Below are 16,817 nucleotides of genomic sequence, written 5' to 3' on the forward strand. Positions count from 1 at the left end.
AGTTTAATTGAGCATTTTTTTTATCAGCTTATCATGAAAAGGCCTTTTGATCCACTGCCTTCTGAAAATGAACAGGAATAAGATCACCAGGCAGTAAAAACCGCTCACGATAAAAAAACCATAATACATCTTTCCCATTGCATCCCCGATCCATAAAGCAATACTTACACTCAACAGTAATACCACTAAATTCAGTACTGCCACCAGTATTATCCGTGAAACCGCAGAAGCAGTGATATCAGATATTTTACTAACAGCCTGCAGTTTGGAAAGCTCGATCCTTGTTTCCAGGTAATCCTCTGTTTTTTCGAACAACGCTTTAAGGGAAGTGGGGTTATTTTCCATTACTACTGATTTTATTGGTCAATGACCTGGAGGTCATTTGTTCCTGATATCTCTATAATAAAATAATGCCAATTATTATTAATAGTGCAGAGAGGCGTTTAAGGCCTGTAGCTGTGTAAAGATTTCCACAGTGCCTTAAACACCCTGCAGGATAAGAAAAACCTGGTTTTTAAAAATTAAGTTAAAAGATGGCACTATTTATGAGTTAGAATAACAAAACCGGGACATGAAAAAATTATCTTTTGTATTTGATGTGATCGTGATCAGCGCACTTTATTCCAACATTTTTCCAGAAAGATCCATTTACCAGGCCGGTTTTTGGGGTATGGTATTGCTGATAATGACCGTAGCGGCCATTACAGCAACCATTCGTAGAAGGCGGTATAAAAAGAGCCGCCCGGATATTATTTAAAATATCTTCTCAATGTCCATGCAATGGTTTCGTGCTCCCGCAGCAAACCTGTTAAGAAATCTGCCGTGCCTTTATCCTTGAATTTATCTTCGGATTCATCAATTCCTTTACGCAGCGCTTTTATCACCGTTTCGTGATCGGTGAGTAATTCTTTTATCATATCCTGCTGCAGGGGATACTTGCCCGGTACTTCTTTAAGGCTGGCCAGTTGTATAAATTCCTTTAATGTACCAATGGTGGGAGCACCCAGTTTATTGATGCGTTCCGCGATCTCATCAATGGCTTCTTCCAGTTGCGTATACTGTGATTCAAACAGCTTGTGCAATTCCATAAAACTTTCGCCCTTTACATTCCAGTGAAATTTCCTGGTTTTGGTGTACAATACCATTGCATCTGCCAGCACTGCAGAAAGCAGGTCGGTGAGGCCTTTTAAATTTTTGTCGTTAATACCAATGTCTGGTTTCATAATGTTTTGTTTTTGGGAGTTAAAAATACAGTGGTTACGGTATATCCCCAAAGCCATAATTTTTTTGCATAGCTTTATTTACCAAACCTTTGTATTAAAAAACAATTAGCATACCATAAATTGTGGCTTGAATTTTTCTTATAAAGGAGTAAATATTCCGCTGACCTTTAGTGAACCGGGTAGGATTTTCTACAAACTAATAATCTTGAGATGATAAAAACGTTGAAGCAACTGGCATTTGACTTCCGGCTTAAAGTGGGCTATTCCACTGCTTTTATTCTATTGATCATATCCTATATTCTTACCTTATATGCCAATAAGCAATTGATCATACAAACCAACTGGGTAAGCCATACCAATAAAACTATCAATGAACTGGAAATGCTTATCTCGGGAATAAAGGATGCGGAAACAGGATTGAGGGGTTATATCAACACCAACGATACCATTTTTTTAGAGCCTTATAAGAACAGCCGGCCATTGGTGGATTCGGTATTCAATGTATTACAGCAGGATACAAAGGATAACACTACACAGCAGGATCACCTGCTCACGCTTAAATCACTCATCCGCGAACGCTATGATAAACTGCAGTTCGCTATTGATTATTATCCCCAAACACACTATGTTATCAATGATACACTGATGCAGTCTTTTTACCTGGGCCGCTCCAAGATGGACCGTATAAGAACTGCTGTAAGAGAAATGCAGCAGCTGGAAAGGAATATACTCGACTCCCGTACCAAGGGCCTTGATATAAGATACCGGGCGCTTAACATTATTATTGTAACATCGCTGATACTGGCCTTGATATTTGCCGTGGTGGGTTTTTATACTTACCGCAGGGAATTGAAAGCAAGGATAGAATCGGATAAAAGAGTGAACGATTACCAGGAAGAACTACAGCAACGTATTGTGGAACTGGATAAGGCCAACCAGGAACTGGTGTTGATGAAGCGCAGTGAAAAATTTGCTGCCACCGGCCGTATTGCCCGTACCATTGCACACGAGGTGCGCAACCCGCTTACGAATATAGACCTGGCAGTATCGCAGATAAAAACGGAAATGCCCGGCCTGGATGACAGCGACCTGATGCTTTTTAGTATGGTGGACCGAAACAGCAAACGCATCAACCAGCTTATCAGCGAACTGCTGAATGCCACCCGCTTTGCGGAACTGGTGTATGTGGAAGTTTCCATCAACGAAGTGTTGGATCAATCATTATTGCTGGCAAAAGATCGTATTGAACTAAAACATATCGGCGTTGAAAAAAATTACAGCAATGGCTTACGTAAGGTTACTGTGGACCCCGAAAAAATAAAGATCGCTTTTTTAAATCTTATCGTGAACGCCATTGAAGCAATGGAACCCGATAAAGGTATATTAAAGATCAGCACAAGAGAAGAAGGCAACTGCTGCGTGGTGGAAGTGACCGACAATGGTTCGGGTATGACGGAGGAACAATTGAATAATTTGTTTGAACCTTATTTTACCACCAAGACAAATGGTAATGGATTGGGGCTTACCAATACGCAAAACATTATCCTGAATCACCGCGGCACTATTACTGTAAAAAGCAAACCCGGTGTAGGCACTACTTTCATCATTCGCTTCGATCTTACTGCCGCAGTATAAGCATATAAAATTATTGCACCGGCATCACCGGTGCAATATAGATGGTTTACAACTGAATAATTTTATTCAGCCCTCCTGATGATCTTCAGCAATACCGCTATAATAGCAATTACCAATAAGATATGTATGACACCACCGGCATGGTATCCTAAAAAACCAATTGCCCAGGCAATAACCAAAATAACGGCGATAAGATATAATAACCCTCCCATAATAAATTTTTAATTGTTAGTGAATACTAACTAATAACTAAAAATGCTGCCAGATTTTTATGATGGCCGCCTTTAATTAAAAATAAATTTTTGTGATGCTGAAAAAGTGCTGTGTCAAACAACCAGTTCATCTACGGTCTGGTAGATGGTATCTCTTGAAAAAGGTTTTGCAATAAACACATCTGCGCCTACAGATAAGGCTTTTTTGCGATCGGCAGGCGTATCGTATGCAGTGATCATGATCACTTTGGAACCAGGATGGCTTTCTTTAAGGCGGCTGATAAAATCCACACCCATACCATCAGGCAGGTGATTATCCAGGAAAATAATTTCCGGCTGTTCTCCTTTTAAAACTTCCACTGCATCACTAATAGAATTAACATACCGGGAAGGTATGTTTTTAATACGGAGGATACTGCTCAGTAAATAGCAAATATCTATCTCGTCGTCTATTATTAGTGCCTTCAATGTGTCGTGGTATTGATTTGGGGTGGTGCTCACAAACCTACAATAATTTTAGTTTAATTATTTTTTATGCTGCAATTTATCTGCCATTTATTCAATCATTTCCAACAGCATTATTCTGATGTCGCAACAATGATTTTTTACCGCCACTTTCCCCAACCCGGGGAATTTTATCCCCATTTTACGGCATTTTGGGCTTTTTAAGCCCATTGCACGCCTTTTTTGCAAACTGGCAGGTTTTTTTCATATAATTTGTTACAGCACAAGCTATAAGTTATTTAAAATTATAAGTTTCAGTTTCGGTTTTGGAATAATAGGTTTACAATGCAGGACAGCCCGAATTTGTAAACCTGTTTTTTAAAATCTTTATAAACGACTATTAGTATCTTTATTATAAAACGAACATTGCATGAAAAAAAGAATCCTGATAATTGACGATGATACAGACATGTGTGCATTATTAAGCAGGTTCCTTAGTAAGAATGGTTACCAGGTTGATACGGCACATTCTGCCAGTAAAGGCATTGAAAAATTCATGAACGACTCTTTTGATATCGTGTTGTGCGATTACAGGCTGGGCGATAAGAGGGATGGAAAGGATATTTTGATCGAGATCAAGCAGCATAAGCCCGACGCTATTGTATTGATCATTACCGGCTACAGCGATATTAAAACTGCAGTGGATGTAATAAAAGCAGGGGCTTATGATTATATAACCAAACCACTGATACCCGATGAAGTGCTTTCGGTATTAAGCAAAGCATTGGAAAACAATGGTGTTGCTCCCTCGGTGGCGGCTGCACCTGCGGCGCCTGCCAAAGAAACTAAAAGTTCCCGCGGCGGGTCGGACATGACCTCAGAATTTTTAGAAGGACAGGATCCTGCCTCTAAGCAATTGTACCGGCAGATAGACCTGGTGGCACCCACCAACTTCAGCATTATATTATATGGAGAGAGCGGTACCGGTAAAGAAGTGATCGCTAAAACCATTCATGAAAGAAGCAACAGGAAAGGCAAACCTTTTATTGCAATGGATTGTGGTACCTTATCGAAAGAACTGGCAGGTAGTGAATTATTCGGGCACATGAAGGGATCGTTTACCGGCGCACTGGCCGATAAGGAGGGACATTTTGAACTGGCCAATGGCGGTACTTTGTTTTTAGATGAAGTAGCGAATTTATCTGCAGAGATACAGGCTTCTTTATTAAGGGTGATACAGGAAAGGAAATTCAAAAGGGTAGGAGGCAATAAAGAAATAGATGTGGATGTAAGGGTGATCGTGGCATCGAATGAAAATTTACAGGATGCATACCGCAAAGGAAAATTCAGGGAAGATCTGTACTACCGCTTCAATGAATTCTCGATCAACCTGCCGCCGCTGCGCAACAGGAAGCATGATATACCATTGTTTGCCGATTTCTTTTTAAATAAAACAAAGGCCGAGCTGAACAGGGATAATATTGAAGGCTTTGATGAGGATGTAATGGATGTGTTTGTAAAATACAACTGGCCGGGCAACCTGCGTGAGTTCAGGAACGTGATCCGTCGCTGTGCATTGCTCACCACCGGTAAAAATATTTCTGCTGCAGCATTGCCACAGGAAATAAGCAATACCGCGACGGGCGAAAATAATACAGCACATGAGCCTGCGGGCCGCACCAATAATTTTCCTGATCTAAAAGATGCTTCATCCAGGGCGGAATATGAGACCATCATGCATGTATTGCGTGAAGTGAATTTCAATAAAACAAAAGCGGCCGAAGTATTGAACATCGACCGCAAAACCCTTTACAATAAGATCAAGAGTTACGAAGACTCGCAATCATAAGCACTTAATGATGCTGTTTAACTTCTTCATCGGTTACAGGTTTTGAAAACGCTGAACCGATGTTTTTTATAAGGTTGGATATAGGCCCCTCCATCTTATTCGTCATATCATCCAGTGCTGTATCATGCAGCCAATCGCCCATGTGCAATGATGGCGGCAGGTAAGTAAGGATAGTATTCCTTTGACTGGTGAAAAATGATTTCACATCTTTGATAGTTGCGTTTGCCGGCAACACTTCTTTGGTTGCACGCACAACTTCTCTTGCTACCGCGTTGATGTTTTCTTTTGTATCGTGCGGCGAATTACCCGAGCAATCTGCAATAGTATTCACCACTTCATTACTGTGGTCTTCAAATATCTCATCTGCCCAGTTTGTAGAATTATATCCACGTAAAACCTGCTCTGCACCTTCATCAGTTTGTACATACCTGTAAAACCCTGTTAACACACCTGTTAATGTGCATTGTGCTGCTTTATCAGGAATATCATGGTGCATATTAGGATCTACCTTATGTAAAGGCGGATAACCTAAGTTCTGTTGTATTTTTTCTAAAAGATTAATTGACATGATGTTTAATTTTTAGGTTAATAAAATCATACACTGATAATAGTTACAAAACCATGCCAGTTGATAATATATAATTAACATTCACATTTTCTTTTTGGCATGTATTTAGAAACTCAGTAATTGAGAGGACATTTTTTTACCTTAAAAATTTAAACTATGATGACAACATTGAGCGGCGTTCTGGAAAAATTACGCCTTAGGAAACAAGACAATGAATTTCAGATCACCGGGGATGGTTTTGCAAGTCCTGCAGGTAAAATATATAAGCCTGAAGAATTGCAGATAGTTAAAACATATCGTTTTGAAGGTGATTCTGATCCATCGGATAATACCGTTCTTTATCTTATAGAAGCCAACGACGGGCTGATGGGATACAGCATTGATGCTTATGGTGCGTATAGCAACCATGAAGAAGAATGGTACGATGATTTTGTAAGAAGGATACCCGTACTGGAAAGAGAAGAGCAGGAAATTTTTCCGTAAAGAAATTTAAAAATAAAAAGAAGCGCATGCGCTTCTTTTTATTTTCAGTTCATGAAGATATTTTTATTTTATACTGTTGCTGCTTTCTTTTCCAGCAGGTTCTTCAGGTTATTGAGCACCTTATTCCAGTTCTGTTCAGAATGTGCTTTCATTTTTTCATCAGGAATATTTTCCTGTGTAATGGTAAGCTTTGTACCATGGATCGTTTCCGTAAGCCAATAAGTAATATCAGCATAATTTTCCGGTTTATCTTCTATACCCGACATAGAACCCCAGTAATTATATTTCAATAACCTGCCCGGGTCAATTTCCAGGATGGTACCTTTATCTTCATAGGTCTTTCCTTCCCATTCTCCTTTAAAAATAAGGGAACTGCCTTTCTTCCAGTCTGATATTGCATGGGTGCCAAAAAAATATTGTTTAATGATATCCGGGTTGGTCAATGCTTCCCATACTTCTTCCCTTGGAGCATCGATAACGGTTGTTGTTCTGCCTGTGATATTTGATTTCATAAATAATTTTTTTAAGTGAGTAAAATGCAGTTACCTGCTTTAATGCTTTTGCTGTTCCGGGTAAACCCCTGCGGTCTTTTTTTCTGTACGGGTAACAGGATGAATGATCTTTTCGCTGGATTGCCCGTGCGGGAAACCGGGAAAATCCTGGTCGATCTTATTATCAGGATGCTGTGCCACTTCTTCTTTTTTTTGCATAGGCGTGGTCTTGCCTTTCTTTTTTATGAGGTAGCGTATCGCTCTTTTGGTTGACATAATGATTGATTTTAGATTTTCCGTTCAATTACTATTAGAATAAAACAATATTCAAGCCATACCAAACGGTGTATTAATAAATAACGGAAGGAAATCATTTCTACAGGATGGGGCGTGGATGGGTACAGCATACCGCATTATGTGACTATGACTTAAGGGGAACGCCGCTTTTTTTCTGGCATAAAATTTCAACATTCCTCGTAATGGAAATAACAAGCTGGATAACGCAAGTGGAATGGCTGTTTACCCTGGCAATACCTGTAGCCTGCATTGCCTGGACGGTAACGCACGAAGAAGTGTTCCGGGAACCAAGAGAATTTTGTATCAGGCAAAGCAAAGAAGGAAAGACGATCGCAAGGCGCAAATTTTTTTACCTGTTTACCTGCGAGTATTGCTTCAGCCACTATGTAACCGTTGGTGTTTTATGCTTAACAGGATTTAAATTATTGTTTGCAGACTGGAGGGGTTATATAATTGCCGGTTTTTCCATTGTGTGGATCGCCAATGTGTACATGGCATTGTTTTCATTGTTAAGGTTCGGGATCAAAAAAGAAAAGATAGATATCAGTGCAAAAGAAGAAGAACTTAAAAATATCACTCATCAGTAAAGCAATACTTTATGGCAAAATATTCAAAAAAGGCAGCAGAGAAAGTAGAAAAAGTGATGCATGAAATGAAAGAGGGTAAACTCAGAAGCGGGCGCAGCGGTAAAAAAGTAACCAGCCGCAAACAGGCCATTGCTATCGGCCTTTCCGAAGCCAGGGCAGCAGGGGCAAAAGTACCGAAGAAAAAAACGGTGGTTAAGAAAAGTGCGGTGAAGAAGACAGTAACAAAGAAAAAGGCAGCCAAAAAGAGCAGGTAAATTATCAACAGACAATGGAAACAGCAGCAACGGTAATCAATATACCCCGGCGAAAGATAAAGGCGATCAGCAAGGATCCTGAAAAAACGGCTGCGGCTGTTCACCTGGTATATGTGCACGATACCCAACCCGGTATTAAACGTATACGGAAAGGTAAAGGCTTCAGCTATACATTGCATAATAAAACTGTTACAGACAAAGCCACCCTGCAAAGAATAAAGAGCCTGGTGATACCGCCTGCCTGGGAAAATGTGTGGATCTGCCTGCTGGAAAATGGCCATCTACAGATAACAGGGATGGATGTACGAAAAAGAAAACAATATAAATACCATCCTTTGTGGAATTCACTGCGCAATCACACCAAATTTTACCGCTTGCTGGAATTTGCGAAGGTATTGCCCGCCATCAGGCAGCAGCTGGAGAAAGATCTTGCGCTGCAGGGCCTGCCGGTGGAGAAGGTATTGGCGCTTATTACCAGCCTGATGGAAAGGACCCATATAAGGGTAGGCAATAATTTTTACGAAAAACTATACGGCTCCTTCGGGCTGACCACTTTAAAGAACCGTCATGTGGCTGTGAATGGCACCCGGCTGCAATTCATCTTTAAAGGAAAGAAAGGTATTGAACATAATATCACTTTAAAAAGTAAGCGGCTTGCCAGGCTGGTAAAACAATGCATGGATATTCCGGGGAAAGAACTTTTTCAATATTATAATGAAACGGGTGAAAGAAAGCCTGTTGATTCCGGGATGGTGAATGACTATATCAAGAAGATCAGTGGCGGTGATTTCAGCGCCAAAGATTTCCGTACATGGGCGGGAACGCTGGATGCTTTTTTAGCTTTTAAAGAACTCGGCCTTCCGGGCAATAAAAAAGAGGAGAAAAAGAAAACACTCGAAATGCTGGATACCGTGGCGCAACACCTAGGCAATTCCCGGAACGTTTGTAAAAAATATTATGTGCACCCGGCAGTACTTTCTATCTATGAAAATAAAAGCGCCGCAAAATACCTGGATGATACGGCGACCGTTCCACACGAAAAAACAACACTGACGCCTGAAGAACAAAAACTGGTGCACCTGCTTGAAGCCAGTTAAGGAGTAAAACTGTTGGGGAACATTTTCCCCAACTGGTGGCTGGTTTACAAGGAAAACAAGGAAAAACAGCGAATAATAGGCTGGTAAAAAAAGGGCATAGTTTTCCTTATAATAGCTTGCAGCATAATGTTTACGGTATAAATGTAAACCAGGCATGACCACCAAAAAAGTTTTGAAAAAGACCGGAAAGATCCTCTTATACCTCACGGCCACCGTGTTGGTACTGGTTATTGCTGCCTATATCTTCATTAATACACCTTATGGAAAGCGGTTGGTAAGAGACAAAGTAACGGCTTACCTGCAGCATAAATTACAAACCAAAGTGGTGATAGGCTCGGTGGATTACAGCCTGCCCAGATGGGTGGAACTGAAAGATGTGTATATCGAAGATCAGCACAAAGACACTTTGTTCTATGGCGGCAAACTGGCGGTAAACCTGGATATGCTCAAACTCATACGCGGCGTTACCTATATACGCAAAGTGGAGCTGGAGAATATGTATGCCAATATCTATCGCAATGAAAAAGATAGTGCTTTCAATTTCCAGTTTATTGTAGATGCTTTTTCAAGTCCTGCAAAACCCGGCGCTGTAAAAGATACCAGCGCTTTGAATATTACGCTTAAAAGGGTGCTGCTGAATAAAGTAAGGGTCAACTTCAATGACAAATACAGCGGTAATGATTTTTCGGCAAATGTTACAAAGCTGGATGTATCGCTCAATAAATTTCAACCGGATAAATTGTGGTTTGATGTAGATAAATTCAGCAGCGACAGTGTTGCCTTTACAATGATAACCACTAAAAACACTGTAAGTAAAAGCAGTGTAAGCAATGCAGCGGATACACAAAAAAATCCGCTTTTAATATACGCCGCACAGCTTGATCTGCGGAATACCTATGTGTTACTGGATGATAAGACCAATGGATTATATTATACCAATACGGTAAAACATCTTTCGCTGGACAAAGCTGTATTTGATATGGCTACAGCAAATGGCACCGCCAACAGCGTAACACTCGATAGTTCTTTCATCCGCTTTATTGCCCCGCAAAAAGATACAGTAACAAAAATTGCCGGTGAAAGTACTGCATCATCACCCTGGAAGTTTGCGGTGAATGAACTGCAATTAAAGAACGATCGTTTTCAATCAGATGATAATGCTGTTGCACCAACAGAAGGCCTGGATTTTTCGCACCTGGATATGGATAATATCCGGGTGAATGCAAAAAAAATATACTACTCAAGCGATAGTATGGTGGCAGCAATTGATCAGTTATCATTTAAAGATAAAAGCAGTTTTACCGTTGATACCACGCATGCAAAACTGCTGTACAGCAAAACGGGTATCAGCGCTACAGAATTGTATGTGAAAACACCGGAAAGTGTGGTGCAAAATACGGTACAGTTAAAGTATGATGATATCAAACAAATAACAACTGCACCACAAAACAGTTCCGTAGTTGTAAAACTGAATAACAGCGTTATTGCAGTGAATGACCTGTATCGTTTAATGCCTTCGGTGAAAAAACAATTGGCTCCTGAAAAATTCAGGGATAATGTAGTAAAACTGAATACGGAAATAACCGGCAACCTGCAGCAACTGAATATCCCCCTGCTGCAACTGAACGGGCTTTCCGGAACGGTGATAAATGCAAAAGCAACCCTGTACAATATTACAGATACCAATAACCTGGGCTATGATATCGTGATCTTTAACAGCAGCATACCAAAGGCAGACATGCTTAAATTTTTGCCCGCGGGCAATGAAGATGCGAAAGCTAAATTGCCGCCTTACCTGAACCTTTCCACACAACTGAAAGGGAATTTAAAAAATACCAATGCTTTGATCGATATCAGCAGCAATAATTTTATAGTAAAAGGCAAAGGCAACCTGCAGAACATTGACCGGCCTGCCGCTTTAAAATATGACGTTACCATTGGAGAAAGCAGGGTGGAAAAACAATTCCTGCTTTCGGTATTACCCAAAGATGCGGTACCGCAATCCATCAGCCTGCCCGAACTGGTATTGCTTACAGGTACTGCAAAAGGAGATATGAATAATGTGCGGACTGATCTGAAATTAAACGGCAGTTATGGCATAGCTGCTGTAAAAGGTACGGTGAACAATTTTAAAGATAAGCAGCGTGCGCAGTACGACCTGGTGATAAAGAGTGATCATTTTGAGCTGGGTAAATTATTGAAACAGGATACAATGATCGGTAGGGTGAGTTTATCATCGAACATAAAAGGTACCGGCTTTGATTATAAAACGATGCATACGGATATTGATGCAACAATAGCCAGCGCAGGGTTTAAAAAACACGATTACAAAAATGCCGTGATATCGGCGCAGCTGAATAACGGAACGATACAGAGTAAAGGAAGTGTAAGCGACAGCGCGGCTATGCTGCAATACGATATTACCGCCAACCTGCAGGGCGATTATCCTGCTGCCGTAAAAGGAACGGTACATATCGATACATTGCGGCTGAAGGAACTGAACCTGTATAACGACACATTGGATATTGCGGGAAAGATATTGATCGATGCACCTGCCACAAATCCCGATCAGCTGAATGCCTATGTTGCATTAGACAGTATGCAATTGAACCTGAAAGGACAACATTATTTTTTCGACAGCATTATAACAAAAGCCAATTCTTCCAATGGCAGCAATGATATTGTATTCAGATCACCGCTTGCTGATATTACTGCAAAAGGTGCATTTCAATATGATAAGGTGGGTGCATCCATGATACAGTATATCGATGCACATTATAATATTACAGGCAAACCTGCTGAGCAGATCGAGCCACAGCAAATAGCATTTGAAGGCGTGATAAAAAAACACCCGCTGATACCTGCGCTTGTACCGGGACTACTCTATGATGATATTACCTTCAAAGGAAATTATGCATCGCAGGGAGGAGACAGTGCTTTGAATATGACGGCAGATATACCTTCATTAAAATACAAGGATAATGCGGTTACCAAAGCACAATTGCTTGTGTCATCGAAAAACAGCAGCATTGCTGCTAACCTGGATTTTGCAAAATTGCTGATGGGCAGCAATACACTGTATGCAACCAGTGTACAGGCTTATGCGGCCAACGACAGCATCAGCGTGGATGTAGCCACCAAAGATGTAAAAGGTAAAGACCGTTTTGCATTTGGTACCATGGCAACATCAAGGGATGATGTGTATACCTTTTCGATGAAAAAAGATCTGCTGCTCAATTATCAAAAATGGGATGTTGCACCCAACAACAAGATCACGTATGGTGCAGGAGGTGTACTGGCAGAAAATTTTATACTCACTAACGGCGAACAAAAAATTGCCATCCTCAGCAGGAATAATGTGCTGAACAGTCCTGTGGATGTTACCATTGATAGTTTTGATATCCGTGATATCACTTCCTTGTTCAATAACGATACATTGTTCGCGGCAGGTGTGGTGAATGGTAAATTCTCTGTGAGCGAATTTGATAAAAAGATACCTGCCTTTACCGGCAATATGGAATTGAGTAAAGTTGCTGTGATGCAGCAACCGGTGGGCACTATTAAATTATTTGCTGCCAAGCAGGATGATAATACCATCAATGCTACAGTGGATCTTTCGGATAATGGCAACATGATGGCGGTTAAAGGAAATTACTATCTCAATAATGAAGCGCAGCAGTTTGATGCAGATATCAATATCACCAGATTGAGTATGGCCACTGTGCAGGCATTCTCGCAGGGCAATCTTGTACGTTCTTCCGGCAGCCTGAATGGTAAGATAGCGATCAATGGAAAATTCACCGATCCCCGCTGGAAAGGGCAACTGGGTTTTGATACTACTAAGTTCACTCTATCAAAACTCGGCACTACTTATACCATCGATCAGCAAAAGATCGAACTGGATTATCCTGCTGTTGTGCTGAACAAATTCACCATAAAAGATACCACCGGGCATGATATGGTGATAGATGGCAGCATCAAAAAAACAACTTCTATCACTGATTACGATCTTGCACTGCACATCAATGCCAATGATTTCATCCTCGTAAATACACCCCGTGCGGTGAACAGCCAGGTATTTGGTTTTGCCGCGGTGAATGCGGAGATGAATATTTCCGGCAATTCTTCTTCGCCCGGCATAGAGGGTAATGTATCGCTGGATGATAAAAGTGATGTGACCATTGTGCTACCCGAATCCAATATCAACAAAGATGCGGCACGCTCTGTAGTGCGGTTTATTGACCGGGATACTTTTGCATTGCCGGAAAAAGTAACTTTTGCTCCTGCGATAGAACAACGCTCCAGTTTTGCACAATTTCTCAATTACAATCTTAATATAGAAGTAAGTAAAAAAGCAGCGCTCACTATAGTGATCGATCCAACCACCGGTGATGAACTGAAAGTGCAGGGCGATGCACAGCTGAATGCAGGTGTTGATCCCGGCGGCAATATCATACTGGCGGGTAATTACGAACTCAACAGCGGTTACTATGTATTGAATTATCAATTCCTGAAAAGACAATTCAATCTTTTGCCGGGTAGCACTATTACTTTCAGTGGAACACCTATGGATGCGCAGGTGAATATCAGCGCAGAATATATTGTGAATACGGCTGCAAAAGACCTGTTGGGTAATGAAGTGGGAGAAGCCGATCCAAAAGTATCCAACACTTTCAATCAAAAAATCCCCTTCCGTGTTTTATTGTACCTGAAAGGAGCGATGAAAAAACCGGAGATCAGTTTTGATATTGAATTGCCGGATGAGAACAGCAATACTGCTATCAATAATGAATTACGCACCACCATTGAAAATAAATTGACGCAATTAAGAGGGGATGCTGCTGCTACCAATAAACAGGTGTTCTCTTTACTGTTGCTCAACCGGTTTGTGGGTGAGCAAAGCACCGATTTCTTTAAAGGCAATGGCAGCAATTTTAATGATGTGGCGAGGGAAAGTGTAAGTAAATTCTTATCCTCTGCACTCGACCAGATAGCTTCGGACCTTTTTAAAGGGGTGGATATTGATCTGAACCTGAACAGCTATAAGGATTATACCACCGGTGATGAACAGCAGAGAACCGACCTGAATATTGCTGTGACAAAAAGTTTTCTCGACGACAGGTTGAGCATCAGTGTGGGAAAGAACTTTGGGATTGAAGGACAGGATGCTGCAGCAAAAACGCAACAGCGCAGCAACAGCATTATTCCTGATGTAACAGTGAATTACAAACTTACCAAGGATGGCAAGTATATGATAAGGGCCTATAAGAAAAACCAGTTTGAAGTGATACTGGATGGTTACGTGGTGGAAACCGGGGTGGCCTTCATCCTTACACTGGATTATGACAAGTTTGGAGAATTGTTCCACAAAAAAAATAAATGACCGTACGTGAAGAAAAGAGTATTTGTATATTATTTGTTGCTGTTGCTGGCTACGGGCTGCGGGGTAAAACGGTATTTGCCGCAGGGTGAAAAGTTGTACAAAGGCGCCACCATAAAAGTCAATAAGGAAAAAGAAGTAACTGCATCTTCAAAATCTTTAAAAAAACAACTGAAGCAGGCCGTTCGTCCCAAAGCAAATAAATATATATTAGGCCAACCCTATAAAGTATGGTGGTGGTACGTGATCGGGGAACCAAAAAAGCCCAAGGGGTTTAAATCCTGGTTGCGCAGTAAACTGGGCGAACCGCCTGTATTGAGCAGCAGTGTACATGCTAAATCCACTGCAGAAAATATGCAGGCCTTCCTGGAAAATATCGGTTATTTCCATTCCACTGTAAGCGGGGATACCACGAGCAAGGGCTATTTTATGAAAGCGGTCTATGAAGCCAGTATCCTTCCCCAGTATAAAATAAAGGAGATCACCTGGGTCAACGATAGTTCGCAATTATTAAAGGAACTATCGGCAAGGCAGAGACGAAGTATTTTAAAACCCGGCCAGCCTTACCGGTTGAGTGATATAGAAGCTGAACGTGACCGGCTGGACCTGCGGTTGAAAACAAGGGGATATTATTATTTCAACCCTGATTACATCATGGCTTATGCCGATAGCACCATTGGTAACCACGAAGTGAATCTTTTTCTGAACATTAAATCAACCACGCCACAAAATGCACGATACCCTTATACCATCAATCGCATCATGGTGTTCCCCAATTATACTTTACTGGAACCACCGCCTGATACCAGCAGGAGGGCTACCGTAAATATTGATGGATTGCTGATAAGGGATACAGTAAAAAGGTTCAAGCCAGAACTGTTTCGGCGTACGATCACTTATCGCCCGGGCAGTATCTACAGCAGCCGGCAACAGAACACTACACTGAACAGGATGATCAACCTGGGTGTTTTTAAATTTGTAAAGAACCGGTTTGATGAAGTGAAGGATACTGGCCATAAACTCAATGTGTATTATTATCTCACACCCTCCAAGAAAAAATCGATACAGGCGGAAATTGATGGTTTTTCCAAGGAAAATAAATACCTGGGCACACAGCTGAGCCTGAACTGGAAGAACCGCAATACTTTTCGTGGTGCAGAACTGTTGACGGTAAAAGGCTATGTAGGTTTTGAACTTTCTCCCAACGATTCACTCAAGCGGAATAATAATTTCCGTTTGGGTGCAGAGGCATCTATCAACTTTCCCCGCTATGTTATTCCTTTTGTACGGTTCAACGAAAGCAATTTATTCCCACCCCGTACAAGAATGCTGCTGGGCTATGAATATTTTATAAAAGAGAGTTTTTATACCAAGAATATTTTCCGTTTTCAATACGAGTTTAACTGGAAGGAAGCCAATAATAAAGAACATACACTGGCGCCCATTGCTATTACTTATTTGAACGCTATCAATGTTACGGATAGTTTTTATAAACAGGCACAACAAAATCCTTCACTGCTTTTAACTGTATATAATGAAGCGATACTCGGTTCTTTCTATTCTTACACTTTTAATACAGCGAGCTCTTTTGCAAAAAGGCAGTTGTATTTTAATACCAGTATCGACCTCTCCGGCAATATTGCAGGATTGATAACCGGGGCTAAAAGAACAAGGGAGAAAACCATCTTTAATACACCTTTTGCACAGTATGTAAAAGTAGACGGAGACCTGCGTTACAAAAGAACCTATCGCAATAAGGCGGAATGGGCCAATCGTTTACAGGTGGGTATCGGCATACCTTATAATAATTCGGCAATACTGCCCTTCTCCAAGCAATATGTGATCGGAGGCTCTAATTCATTGCGTGGTTTTCCTGTACGTACCATCGGGCCGGGCACTTACCAGCCAACAAAAGATGATCAGCGTTTCTTCCAGATCATTGGTGGCGATTTTAAATTACTGGCCAATACGGAATACCGTTTTCCCATTGCGGGGAAATTAAGCGGGGCATTATTTGCCGATGCAGGAAATGTTTGGACAAAGGATACCACCATATTCGGCAAAGCAGGACAACTCACTAAAAATTTTTACAAGGAAATAGCAGTGGACGGCGGCCTTGGATTACGTTTTGATATCAATGTACTGGTAATACGGCTCGATCTTGGCATACCATTCCGTAAACCTTATTATCCCGAAGGACAAAGATGGGTGTTCAATAAAATCGACTTCGGAGACAGGCAATGGAGAAGAGATAACCTGATCGTAAATATTGCGATCGGTTTTCCTTTCTAGCTAAA

At 41.1% G+C, this 16,817-nt stretch carries 16 protein-coding genes; 9 read left to right on the plus strand and 7 right to left on the minus strand.

Annotated features, from left to right (window positions below; all coding sequences use genetic code 11):
* Positions 1 to 3: 3 nt before the first annotated feature.
* Positions 4 to 345, minus strand: coding sequence for a phage holin family protein (locus tag QM738_RS11495; protein WP_462276861.1), 342 nt, complete (start codon positions 343 to 345; stop codon positions 4 to 6).
* Between the two features lie 226 nt (positions 346 to 571).
* On the opposite strand from QM738_RS11495, the gene QM738_RS11500 reads away from it, so the two are divergent.
* Positions 572 to 757: a hypothetical protein gene (locus QM738_RS11500; protein ID WP_462276862.1), complete on the plus strand. Its 186-nt coding sequence runs from the start codon at positions 572 to 574 to the stop codon at positions 755 to 757.
* Here QM738_RS11500 and QM738_RS11505 read toward each other — a convergent pair.
* A complete protein-coding gene (locus tag QM738_RS11505; protein WP_462276863.1) occupies positions 750 to 1,223 on the minus strand; it encodes a Dps family protein in 474 nt (157 codons plus the stop codon). The genes QM738_RS11500 and QM738_RS11505 overlap by 8 nt on opposite strands.
* 210 nt (positions 1,224 to 1,433) lie before the next feature.
* On the opposite strand from QM738_RS11505, the gene QM738_RS11510 reads away from it, so the two are divergent.
* Positions 1,434 to 2,858, plus strand: coding sequence for a CHASE3 domain-containing protein (locus tag QM738_RS11510; protein ID WP_462276864.1), 1,425 nt, complete (start codon positions 1,434 to 1,436; stop codon positions 2,856 to 2,858).
* Between the two features lie 62 nt (positions 2,859 to 2,920).
* On the opposite strand, the gene QM738_RS11515 is transcribed toward QM738_RS11510, so the two are convergent.
* Positions 2,921 to 3,070: a lmo0937 family membrane protein gene (locus QM738_RS11515; protein ID WP_462276865.1), complete on the minus strand. Its 150-nt coding sequence runs from the start codon at positions 3,068 to 3,070 to the stop codon at positions 2,921 to 2,923.
* Between the two features lie 114 nt (positions 3,071 to 3,184).
* A complete protein-coding gene (locus QM738_RS11520) occupies positions 3,185 to 3,571 on the minus strand; it encodes a response regulator (RefSeq protein ID WP_462276866.1) in 387 nt (128 codons plus the stop codon).
* A gap of 373 nt (positions 3,572 to 3,944) precedes the next feature.
* Between QM738_RS11520 and QM738_RS11525 the strand changes: the two genes are divergently transcribed.
* On the plus strand, positions 3,945 to 5,363 hold the full coding sequence (locus tag QM738_RS11525) for a sigma-54-dependent transcriptional regulator (protein WP_462276867.1): 1,419 nt from the start codon (positions 3,945 to 3,947) through the stop codon (positions 5,361 to 5,363).
* Between the two features lie 4 nt (positions 5,364 to 5,367).
* Here QM738_RS11525 and QM738_RS11530 read toward each other — a convergent pair whose 3' ends face one another.
* Positions 5,368 to 5,931: a hypothetical protein gene (locus tag QM738_RS11530; RefSeq protein WP_462276868.1), complete on the minus strand. Its 564-nt coding sequence runs from the start codon at positions 5,929 to 5,931 to the stop codon at positions 5,368 to 5,370.
* A gap of 156 nt (positions 5,932 to 6,087) precedes the next feature.
* Between QM738_RS11530 and QM738_RS11535 the strand changes: the two genes are divergently transcribed.
* Positions 6,088 to 6,414: a hypothetical protein gene (locus QM738_RS11535; protein WP_462276869.1), complete on the plus strand. Its 327-nt coding sequence runs from the start codon at positions 6,088 to 6,090 to the stop codon at positions 6,412 to 6,414.
* Positions 6,415 to 6,482: 68 nt separating this feature from the next.
* On the opposite strand, the gene QM738_RS11540 is transcribed toward QM738_RS11535, so the two are convergent.
* Positions 6,483 to 6,926, minus strand: a complete 444-nt coding sequence (locus QM738_RS11540) for an SRPBCC domain-containing protein (protein ID WP_462276870.1) — start codon at positions 6,924 to 6,926, stop codon at positions 6,483 to 6,485.
* A gap of 39 nt (positions 6,927 to 6,965) precedes the next feature.
* Positions 6,966 to 7,181: a hypothetical protein gene (locus tag QM738_RS11545; RefSeq protein ID WP_462276871.1), complete on the minus strand. Its 216-nt coding sequence runs from the start codon at positions 7,179 to 7,181 to the stop codon at positions 6,966 to 6,968.
* 203 nt (positions 7,182 to 7,384) lie between these two features.
* On the opposite strand from QM738_RS11545, the gene QM738_RS11550 reads away from it, so the two are divergent.
* From QM738_RS11550 to tamL, 5 genes are all read left to right on the plus strand, one after another.
* Entirely contained in the window at positions 7,385 to 7,789 is a 405-nt protein-coding gene (locus QM738_RS11550; RefSeq protein ID WP_462276872.1) for a hypothetical protein, read from the plus strand.
* Between the two features lie 11 nt (positions 7,790 to 7,800).
* The gene (locus tag QM738_RS11555) at positions 7,801 to 8,043 is read left to right on the plus strand and encodes a DUF6496 domain-containing protein (RefSeq protein WP_462276873.1); all 243 of its coding nucleotides are present in this window, start codon (positions 7,801 to 7,803) and stop codon (positions 8,041 to 8,043) included.
* Between the two features lie 14 nt (positions 8,044 to 8,057).
* Complete coding sequence (locus QM738_RS11560) at positions 8,058 to 9,140, plus strand: DNA topoisomerase IB (protein WP_462276874.1); 1,083 nt, start codon at positions 8,058 to 8,060, stop codon at positions 9,138 to 9,140.
* 154 nt (positions 9,141 to 9,294) lie between these two features.
* Positions 9,295 to 14,523 (plus strand): translocation/assembly module TamB domain-containing protein, encoded by a 5,229-nt coding sequence (locus QM738_RS11565; protein WP_462276875.1) that lies wholly within the window; start codon positions 9,295 to 9,297, stop codon positions 14,521 to 14,523.
* Positions 14,524 to 14,529: 6 nt separating this feature from the next.
* A complete protein-coding gene (gene tamL / locus QM738_RS11570; RefSeq protein ID WP_462276876.1) occupies positions 14,530 to 16,812 on the plus strand; it encodes a translocation and assembly module lipoprotein TamL in 2,283 nt (760 codons plus the stop codon).
* Positions 16,813 to 16,817: the final 5 nt, after the last annotated feature.

The sequence above is a fragment of the Ferruginibacter sp. genome (assembly GCF_049840995.1).
GTDB lineage: Bacteria > Bacteroidota > Bacteroidia > Chitinophagales > Chitinophagaceae > Ferruginibacter.

What these genes read in the sequence shown, in the direction of transcription:
- QM738_RS11495 (WP_462276861.1), bottom strand. Translation starts at nt 345, where the DNA reads ATGGAAAATAACCCCACTTCCCTTAAAGCGTTGTTCGAAAAAACAGAG.
- QM738_RS11500 (WP_462276862.1), top strand. Translation starts at nt 572, where the DNA reads ATGAAAAAATTATCTTTTGTATTTGATGTGATCGTGATCAGCGCACTT.
- QM738_RS11505 (WP_462276863.1), bottom strand. Translation starts at nt 1,223, where the DNA reads ATGAAACCAGACATTGGTATTAACGACAAAAATTTAAAAGGCCTCACC.
- QM738_RS11510 (WP_462276864.1), top strand. Translation starts at nt 1,434, where the DNA reads ATGATAAAAACGTTGAAGCAACTGGCATTTGACTTCCGGCTTAAAGTG.
- QM738_RS11515 (WP_462276865.1), bottom strand. Translation starts at nt 3,070, where the DNA reads ATGGGAGGGTTATTATATCTTATCGCCGTTATTTTGGTTATTGCCTGG.
- QM738_RS11525 (WP_462276867.1), top strand. Translation starts at nt 3,945, where the DNA reads ATGAAAAAAAGAATCCTGATAATTGACGATGATACAGACATGTGTGCA.
- QM738_RS11530 (WP_462276868.1), bottom strand. Translation starts at nt 5,931, where the DNA reads ATGTCAATTAATCTTTTAGAAAAAATACAACAGAACTTAGGTTATCCG.
- QM738_RS11535 (WP_462276869.1), top strand. Translation starts at nt 6,088, where the DNA reads ATGATGACAACATTGAGCGGCGTTCTGGAAAAATTACGCCTTAGGAAA.
- QM738_RS11540 (WP_462276870.1), bottom strand. Translation starts at nt 6,926, where the DNA reads ATGAAATCAAATATCACAGGCAGAACAACAACCGTTATCGATGCTCCA.
- QM738_RS11545 (WP_462276871.1), bottom strand. Translation starts at nt 7,181, where the DNA reads ATGTCAACCAAAAGAGCGATACGCTACCTCATAAAAAAGAAAGGCAAG.
- QM738_RS11550 (WP_462276872.1), top strand. Translation starts at nt 7,385, where the DNA reads ATGGAAATAACAAGCTGGATAACGCAAGTGGAATGGCTGTTTACCCTG.
- QM738_RS11555 (WP_462276873.1), top strand. Translation starts at nt 7,801, where the DNA reads ATGGCAAAATATTCAAAAAAGGCAGCAGAGAAAGTAGAAAAAGTGATG.
- QM738_RS11560 (WP_462276874.1), top strand. Translation starts at nt 8,058, where the DNA reads ATGGAAACAGCAGCAACGGTAATCAATATACCCCGGCGAAAGATAAAG.
- QM738_RS11565 (WP_462276875.1), top strand. Translation starts at nt 9,295, where the DNA reads ATGACCACCAAAAAAGTTTTGAAAAAGACCGGAAAGATCCTCTTATAC.